Here is a 7,808-nt window from a genome sequence, read left to right as displayed (position 1 = left end):
GCGGATCGTCCACGTGGGGGGCCGGAGCGTACGGGGCCTGCTCCTTGCGCGGATCGCCGTCCGACGCGCTCCAGCAGATCTCCAGGTGCATCCGGGACCCCGGGGGCAGTGCCCGGACCTCCGGCAGCCCCGCGACGTACGCGGCCGCGTCCCGCTTGCCCAGCCACACCGTCCGGCCGTCACGCAGCGGAAGCGCCATCCGTCCGGGCAGCCCGTGCCCGGCGTACACGTAGACCGCCGCGTCCATGGAGACCGGCTCCTCGTCGCCCTCCTGGGACAAGGCACTGGCACCGGCCGGCGTCCAGTGCAGCAGCCGCCGCATCTCACGGAACCTCCGGAAATGCTGCTCCCGCCGACGCAGCCCGTCGTTCCGTGCGACAGCCAGCCGGCCGAACCGCTCGTGCTTCTCGTCCGCCAGCGGGCGGGTGAGCACGTCGCCGTCGCGGAACACCGTCCCGTCCAGTGCCGTCCACGTACGGTCCGCGTGCCGCACGGGCGCGGCCGGCGGGAGAACCTTCACCCACGCACCGACCGGCGCGTCCGGACCGGGGTCCGTCAGCACCGGTACGTGTGCGTTCGCCGACTCGTCGAGGGCCAGACGCGCCGCACCGCTGGATCCCCACACCGTACGGCCCAGCCGGTGGGCGACCAGCAGCAGCGTCTCCTGGTACTGCTGTCCCGCGAACGGCACGGCCAGGACGACGGGAACGTCCTCCGGCAGCTTCGCCAGTTCCGGGTCGGCGGCCAGCGCCGCGGCGAGACCCTCGGCGTCCAGCACCCGGCCGTCCGGCAGGCGCACCCGCCCGTCCTCACCGTCCGCCGCCACGACATAGGCGGTCCCCGGCCACGGCGCCGGCCCGGCCGAGACCACCTTCGGCGCCCCACCCTGCCGGACCTCGACGACCTGCACCCTCCCCGGCTCCACCCGGCCGACCGGCCGGCCCGTCCAGTTGCGGCCCTGCGGACGCCCCGACGCCCCCGTGACCAGCGTCCCCGCCGACAACAGGGAGTCGTCCGGCCCGGCGAACGCGCCCGGCACCGAGGGGGGTTCGGCAACGTCCTGCGCGGAGGCGGACGCGGAGGACGACGCGGACGCGGAGGACGACGGGGCGGGAGGCGCGGAAGACCCCGCCGGCGGCGCGAAGAACGTCACCCCCGCGTCCTGCGCCACCGCACCGCCGACCGCCTCTCCGGCCCCGGCCACCTCCCAGGCCCGCACGCCGGCATGCTGCGGAACGAGCGAGAACCTGGACAGCTCCAGGTCCACGCCCGTCGAACCGGCGGCCGAGAGCAGCAGGAACTGCAGGGCCACCGGCAACGGCGGCTCCGGCTGCCCGTTGGCCGCGAAGTAGGAGCTCACGGCGAACCGGAGGTCGCTCCAGGTGAGCGGAGTCTGCAAACCGTTGGCCGCGCGGGTCTGCTCCAGCGCCCAGAAGCCCGTCAGAAGCGCCTCGAACGCGGACGTGTCGTTCTCCAGCAGGGGGCCATAGACCAGCCGGATCGCCCGCACCCACCGCCGCACCTGCGGTGCCCGGTCACGACGGCCCGTGATCTGCTCGGCCCAGCGGCCCAGCTCGGCAGTGGACAGCCCGGGACGGAACCCGGCCCACCAGTCACCCTCCGCCAACTGCCACCGCGGTCCCGCCGGCCCGTCCCCATGCACCAGCACCGGCTCGGCACCACTGCCCGTCGCCCACACCCACCGGTCCAGACCATCGGCCAGAACCTCACCGGCCAAAGGCATCTCCAGCGGATCTCCCACAGGCGGCCCCGCCAGATCCGCCCCCACCACCAGCACCGGCCGCTCCGGCGCCAGCGCCGTCAGGTGCCCGTCCACCGCGAAGAGGAAGTCCACCACCCGCGCATAGTCGACGACCGCCTCGGAACCGTCCGACAAGGCCAGCGACGCGACCTCCGGACCACCGCGCAACCCGACCAGATAGGCGTCCGCGAACGGCAGAGCCAGCACCGGACTCTCCAACGGCACCGGACCCGGCCGCACGAAAGTGAACCCGACCACCCCGGGAAGCAGGCCGTAGTCCTGCCGGCCGGCCTCCTGCCAGTCCTCCACCGGACGCGAGGACGTCCCCACCGGCCTGCCCTCAGCGTCCCGGTGCCTGACCACCAGCACCCGGTCCAGAAGGACCCGCGTCCCGTCCACCGCCACCAGCTCCGCGAACCAGGGCATCAACGGAGGCGTCTGCCAGGGGTCGGCGAGGATGTCCAGGGCGGCCCGTGCCTCGTCGAAGATGCTCCGCGCCCTCACCCGCCCTCCTCCCGGGGGCATCTGGGGCAGCAGTCCGTACGCCTCGGTGAGCGCCGTCCGCAGGCGCTGGTAGGCGGGATCGTCGTCGTGCATCGCGCTGCCCAGGGCGTACTGGCCCAGTCTGAGTGCGATGTCCCTGGCGTCCCACTGGGTCATCAGCATCTTCGTGGGACCACCGGCCTGCGGGATGCCCATCAGGGCGGCCACCACGAGGAAGCCGCCGACTCCCCGGACCACCGGGTTCTCCGTGATCCGCAGGATGGATTCCCTCAGGACGTCCTCGGGCAGCGGGGCGCGGAACAGCAGCGCGCCCTCATAGGCGTTGCGACTGAGCTCGGACAGCTCGGTGACGGCCCGCTGGAGCTCCTCGGGCGTCATGTACTGGCCCGTGTAGCCGAAGTGCCGCAGCTCCATGAGGACCAGCGGGATCTCCAGCCGGCCGTCGTCCGTGTCCAGGGTCGGGTAGCCGTCGTCGTCCATTCCGACGGCGTAGCGCTGGCTGACGGCGGCGCCGTAGGACGTGCGACCGGTGAGGACGGCCGTCCAGTGCTCGCGGGGCGTCGGCACGTCCACGCCGGCGGTGTCGAAGAAGGGGGCCCCGGCGGGCTGGTCCGGTGCCCACATCCGCCGGAAGAGCTCGACCAGTTGGCCCATCTGCTCCACGACGTCCTGAGTGAGGCGGTCGTGGTGCTCGTCGAAGAACCTCCGGGAGCGGGGCCGCAGCGCCCGTCGGACACGGTCCAGGGCGTGCCGCGAGGCCGCGGGCAGGAGGTTCTTGAGGAGAGTCGGATCGGTCCCCGTGAACGGGCCGCTGTCCATGACGTCGGTGACCGGCGCGGCCGCGACGTTCTGGAAGCCCAGCCATCCGTACCCCCACACCTCGTCGACGTCCGGGACGGCCGCGAGGAACGGCACCAGGTGGGGCTCCACGGCGGAGCGGCCGAGGACGCTGTTGGCGAACATCATGGCTGCCGTACGGCCGAAGACCCGGCCCCCGGACATCACGTACGTGAACCTCGACTGGCTCAACCGTTGCGCAGTGAAGTCCTGCAGTTCCCGGAGGCCGACGGCGGGGTGCCCGAGGGTGAGCTGGGCGTAGGCGGTCCCGTTGAATCCCACGGGGGCGGGGTTGACGCTCGTGGCCTCGCCCGCCTCGGTGAACGTCCAGCCGCCGAGCGGCCCGAGCACCTCGGTGAGCGGGACGGCGGCCTGCCGTTCGTCGGCGATGCGCGCGGCGGCCCGCGCCTGCTGCAACCGGGCCATGGCCTCTTCCGGGGACTGCCTCCGCTCTCCCGGGAGCACCGCCATCGGATCGACGACGAACTCACCGATGGCGAACTTCCTCCTGACGGGCTTCGGCTGCCCCGGCTCCTCCTGGGGCTCTTTCACGTGGAGAAGGCCGTCGGCGGTCAACCAGAAGGACCGGCTGTCCGTGACGAGCGTGATCCCGGGGCCGTGGGCCAGTGTCAGCGTCGTGGAGAGGATGCCGCCCGGCAGGTTCAGGTTGATGAAGAGGTCCCGGTGTTCCTCGACCTCGAGGCCGAGCGCTCCGTACCCACGCCCGGTCGCCGCGTCCAGCACCGCGTGTGCAGTGGACGACGACTGCGCGAAGTCCGGCAGCGCACGCTCCACCGCCCGACCCGACGGGTCGACGACCACCGCCCGGGCGTCCGACGCCGCGACCGACGGCGGCAGCGCCGACACCTGCCGGCCCGCGCCCGCCGACACGTCCACCCACACCACACCGCCGAAACCACCCAGGTGGTAGGCCGCCCACGCGTGCCCCAGCGCCTCACCCTGACGCCGCGCCAGGACGAACGCGACCGCACCAGGCCCCTGCGCCGCGACCGCGGCCGCCACCGTCTCCCACGACCGCACCGCGCGCCACCCGGGACCCACGACCAGCGGCGGCGCCGCCGACGGGTCGCCCACCGCGTCGTCGTCCACCGCCACCGCCGGACGCACACCCCGCGGATGCAACGCCTCCCGCAACGCCCCCAGCAACACCAGGCACCGCTCGACCGGCATGTCCCGCACCGGCTCACGGCCCGCCACCCGGCCCGCCAACGCCACCAGGTCCGCGCGGGAGAGCGGCGGCCGCACGGTGGCCTCTGCCCCGGTCCGGTTCCGCGGCAGGTCTGAGGGCCGCGGCGAGGAGAACACGGCGTCGCCGTAGGGAGCGGGTGCCAGGACGCTGGAGCCGAGGCCCTGCAACCACGCCTTGCGCCACACACCCTGCTTCCCGGTGCCCGCCTCCGGCAGTCCCACGAGACGCAGCGGGGCCACTGCGGTGCCCTGGGGCGGGGTGCCGGGAGCCACCGTCAACGGGCCGCTGTACGCCCAGCCGTTACGGGCCGTGCGGTTGGAGAACGCCTCCGCCAGCATCATCGGGCGCCCGGAGCCGCTGCCCGGACCGGACAGCACGAACAGCACCGGAATGCCGAGCGACGCGACGCGCAGCGGCGGGGCCATCTCCAGCAGTGCCAGGAGCTCCCTGTCGGTCACCCGGAACGGCGGCATACCGGGCAGGTGGAGGACCACGAATCCGTCGGCGTCGGTGTCCGTCCACACCACCATGACGTCCTCGGGCTCCCCGTCGGCCCTCCACGGTGCGCGGAAGTGCTTGAGGGAGGTTCCGTCGGCGTCCCGCTCCTGCCTGCCCACGACCCGCAGGTCCACACCGCCGGGGGCCGGAGTGCCGCTCCAGTTGTAGCCCTGGAACTTCTCGCCGTCCATGAGGGCGTGCGCCGGTCCGAACGCGCCCTTGGACGCGAGGTGGAAGGCTGCCAGCGTGAAGTAGTCCGCCGGGTCCAGCCGGGCCGCAATGGCCTGGGCCGTCATGACCCACAGCTGTTGCTTCCTCGCGGGGGACCACGGTTCCTCCGGGAACAGGTGAAGGGCCCTGCGCCCCAGCTTCTCCGTGAACGCCTCGTCCCGGCCCGCCATCTGCCGGGCGGCGCCGGCCATGGCCCAGAAGGCCCACGTCACGGCGCTCTTGGTCACCGGGGCGTTCTCGGGCAGCCGCAGTACGTTCCGCACCAGGACCGCGCCGAACTGGGTGATCTGCCGCTGCGCGTGCAGGATCAGCGGATCCGGGAGGGCCTCGCCCAGCCGGGCCGCCGGGTTCTGCGCCAGTCGCTGCACGGCAAGGTCCAGAACCGTCCGGTAGTCGTCCGGTCCGGGCGTCCCGCCGCTGACGCGCTCCGCGAGGAAGGTCCACAGTTCCATCCGGAACGGGGTGAAGCGGCTCAGTTCCGGGTCGTTGGCCCGCAGGGTCTCCAGGGCGCCGATGCCCGTGACGAGGCGCTCGTGCGCGCCGCTGTCCGTCTCGGTCCCGGGGCCGAACACCATCCGCAGGGCCCGCACCAGCTTGAGAGTCGTCGTGCGCACCCCGGGCGGCGCCTCACCCTCACCGGTGTGCAGACCCGCGGTCCTGGCCATCCGGTCCAGCTCGTGCGGCAGGGGCTCGGGAAACGCGTCCTCACGCCGTCCGGCCACACCGCCGGGAGTGTCGTGCAGGATGTGGGCGTCGACGTCGAATCCACTGCTCATCAGCGACCCGTTGACCACCATGCGGCTCTCGTTCGCCGTGTGCTGGGCGAGGGACACCGCCTCCAGCGGGTCGTGCACCGGGGGCGCCGGCCGGTTGTCCAGCTGCGCCACCGTCGGGTTCCCCGCCGAGCCGCTGAAGCACACCTCCAGCACCAGGCGGTGGCCCTTCGGCAGCTCGGCCACCTCGGGCAGCCCGCCGATGTACCGTCCGCCGTCCGCGGCGCTCAGCCACACGGTCCTGCCGTCCCGCAGGGCGAGGAGCAGTCCGCCCGGCAGTCCGTGGGCGGCGAAGACGTACACCGCGGGGTCCGGGGTCCTCGCCTCCTCGCTGATCAGGGCGGTCCGGGCGCCGGACGCCATCAGGTGCACCTGCTTCTTCGCGCGGAGGTACGACCGCATCAGCCGCTCGCGGTCCCGCACGTCGTCCGCGTGCGACATCCGGCCGAAGCGCTCGTTCCGGTCGGAGACCAGGGGCCGGGACGCGACGTCGCTGTCGCGGAACCCCGTGCCGTCCAGCGCCGTCCACTCGCGGTCCGGGAGCGGCGCGGACGCCTTCGTCGGCTGGAACGGCACCCACGCGCCCAGCGGTCGGTCCGGGCCGTGGTCGACCAGTGCCGGCACGTGCTCGCGCTTCTTGTTGCGCACCAGGCGCCCGTCGCCGCTGGGCGCCCACACCGTCCGTTCCAGCAGGTTGGCGACCGCCCGCAGGTACTCCAGGTACCGCTCGTTCGCCAGGTCCGGTACCAGCAGCACGACCGGGACCGTCTTCGGCAGCTTCGCGAGCTGGGGGTCCGACGCCAGTTCGGCCGCGAGCTTCTCCGCGTCCAGCACGCGCCCGCCGGGGAACCGCACGCCGTCCGGGTGGCTCTCGCCCCACACGACGTACGCCGCGTCACCCCAGGGCGCGTCCGCGTCCGCGCCCGGTACCTCCTTCAGCGGCGCCCCCGGCTGCTCCTCGAACACGCGCACCCGCCCCGTGCGGAGCTGGCGCACCTTCTCATCCGTCAGGTTGCGCCCGCGCGGGACACCGGACGCGTTCGTCATCAAGGTCCCCGGCGACAGCAGGGAGCCGGCCGGGGGCTCTCCCCCCTCACCGATGCGCAGGGCCCCGATGTCCGGTGCCTGTGCCGGGGCGGGATCGTGCGTGCCGAAGACCGTCAGGGCGTCCTGGGTGGTGGTGTTCCCAGGGGCGGCGGGCTGCCGGGCGGCGGTGGTCCAGTGGCCCGGGGCCGTCCCGGCCGGGGCCGGCAGGGTGAGGATCCTGAGCGGGGCGGAGGGGTCGGCGGTGTGCGCGAGCAGCATCGGCGCGCTGTAGCCGAAGGCGGGGCGCCCGGTGGTCCGGGAGAACGTCTGCACCAGCTGCGGGCTCAGGGCTCCCGGGCCTGTGGTCAGGAAGACCACCGGGATGCCCAGAGGGATGACACTCAGCACCGGGTCGAGGCCCAGCAGCGCCAGGTACTCGCTCTCCTGCACCCGGACGGGGGCACGGCCGGGCAGGTGGACGACGATGGTGCCGGCGCGGTCGACCTCGACCACGCGGAGTGTGGGCATGGGTTTGCCCGGCCCGGTCCAGTCCGGCTGGACCGGACGCGTGGTGATCCCGCCGGGTCCGGACCCCACCTCGTACACGGTGCCCCAGTCGATGCCCGCGGGGACGGCGTTACCGGACCAGTTGACGCCCTGGACGTTGGGTCCCTGCCGCAGCACGGCCGCCGGACCGAACGCACCGGATTCCTTCAGGTGGTACGCGGCCAGCAGGTCCTGGTCGGAGACGTCCACGCCCTCCGCGATCGCCTTCGACAGCAGCAACCACAGGGCCTCGTGCCGCGATCGCTCCCACCCGGCGGACGCGTCCAGGTGGAGGACCTTGCGGCCCATCGTCTCCTGGTCCGCGCGTGTCATCAGGGCGAAGACCTGGGCGGCCCGGGCCGTGGCCCACAGCGTGGACGCCACGTGCCGGGGGGTGACCGCCGCCGAGGCGGAGAGCGAC

General features: G+C 73.5%; 1 protein-coding gene. It reads right to left on the bottom strand.

Going from position 1 to position 7,808, the window contains the following annotated elements:
* Nucleotides 1–7,808: lonely Cys domain-containing protein (locus tag ACZ4V6_RS36255; RefSeq protein ID WP_467835486.1), on the bottom strand; the 7,808-nt coding region annotated here is incomplete at both ends.

The sequence above is a fragment of the Streptomyces sp. NPDC029152 genome (genome assembly GCF_055564355.1).
The sequence above is the reverse complement of the archived record's forward strand: the minus strand, read 5'-3'. Positions and strand labels throughout refer to the sequence as shown.